Origin of the sequence: Bradyrhizobium sp. PRIMUS42 (assembly GCF_023006515.1) — a bacterium.
In the GTDB taxonomy this organism is placed as follows: domain Bacteria; phylum Pseudomonadota; class Alphaproteobacteria; order Rhizobiales; family Xanthobacteraceae; genus Bradyrhizobium.
Window position 1 is genome coordinate 1 of record NZ_JALBGZ010001132.1, and the last position, 1,344, is coordinate 1,344.

1 protein-coding gene and 1 pseudogene are annotated in these 1,344 nt (G+C 65.8%); both read right to left on the minus strand.

The window, feature by feature from the left end; genetic code table 11:
* Window positions 1-240: pseudogene (locus MOV75_RS38315) on the minus strand (hypothetical protein); the annotation flags it as partial.
* The coding region (locus tag MOV75_RS38320; protein ID WP_247008027.1) for a flagellar M-ring protein FliF C-terminal domain-containing protein at window positions 237-1,344 on the minus strand (1,108 nt) is incomplete at its 5' end. The pseudogene MOV75_RS38315 and the gene MOV75_RS38320, both read right to left, overlap by 4 nt.

Sequence of the window (1,344 nt, forward strand, 5' to 3'; positions counted from 1 at the left end):
CGCATGGCCGCGCCGGTAAGCATCATCCAGGAGATTTGCCGCCGGGGCTTCCGCCTTCGGCGCCGGAGGCGGCGACTGGGGCAGAGGTTGCGGGTGAGCCTGAAGCTGCGGTTGAGGCTCGCGCACGATCTCCTTCGGCCTTGTCAGCACGTCCTGGATCCTGGGCGGCGGAGGCGGTGGTGCCTTGGCCCGGCCGTTCGCGTCGAACTGCGTCAGGAGCTTTCCGATTGCCGCGTTCATGCCGCCTCCTCGCGTCGCATCCAGTCTTTAAGGATCGCCGCCGCCTGCGTCTGATCGAGCCGGACGATCTGCTCCAGCCGCTTCTGCGGCGTTCGCTGCATCTTGCCTTCGAGGTCTTCGACGAGATTGAGCTCGGGGTCCTGACTCTCGGCCAATGCGAGGGCCGTAGCAGCTTCGAGCTCCGCGGCCTCGGCGGCCTCGACCTGCTCCTGCTCCGCGCGATGGGTCAGAATGCCGTTCACCGCCGGCCGCAATCCGAACCAGACCAGCATCGAAGCAACGGCCAGGATCGTCACCGCGTTGATGACGCTGCCGAGCTGCTTGTTGATCATCTCGACGAAGCTGATCGGGGGCACCGGCGCCAGCTCGCGCGAGCCCTCGATGAAGTCGACGGCCGTCACCTGGATCTGGTCGCCGCGCTGCTTGTCCAGTCCGCCGGCCGTCGCCGCAAGCTGGCTGATCTCGGCGAGCTTGCTGTCGACGATGGCCTGGTTGCTCTTGTCGCCGAGATCGGCGACCAGCCGCGCGCGATTGACCAGGACCGCGATGAAGAGCTTCTTCACCAAATAGCCGTCGCTCACCGTCGTCGTGGTCTTGGACGAGACCTCGAAATTGGTGACGTCCTCGCGGCGGGTCTTGTCCTCGTTGGAGTTCTTGCCCCCGCCGGCGTTCACCTGCTGATCGGGAAGATTCTGCTGCACCGTGGTCGGCGTCGAACGATCGGCGTTCTGCGAGGATTCCTTCTCACGCACGTTCCGCACCGAACGTTCGGCACGGCTCTCCGGATCGTAGACGGTCTCGTTGATCTGCCGTTTGTCGGTGGAGAGCTGCGGCGCCACGCTGACCTCGAAATTGTCGAGACCCAGATACGGCGTCAGCGCCTTGCGGATGTTCTCCTGCACCATGCCGCCGACCGTTTTCTGAAGGCTCGCCATCTTGGTCGGGGCAGCGCTCGCCTCGTCCTCTTCGGCGAGCAGCATCGAGCCGTCGGCGTCCAGCACCGTGACCTTGTCGCGGCTCATGCCGGGAATGGCGGCGGCGACGAGATGACGGATCGACTGCGCCGTGCGCGCCTCGATCGCGCCGTCGGTGCGCAGCACGACC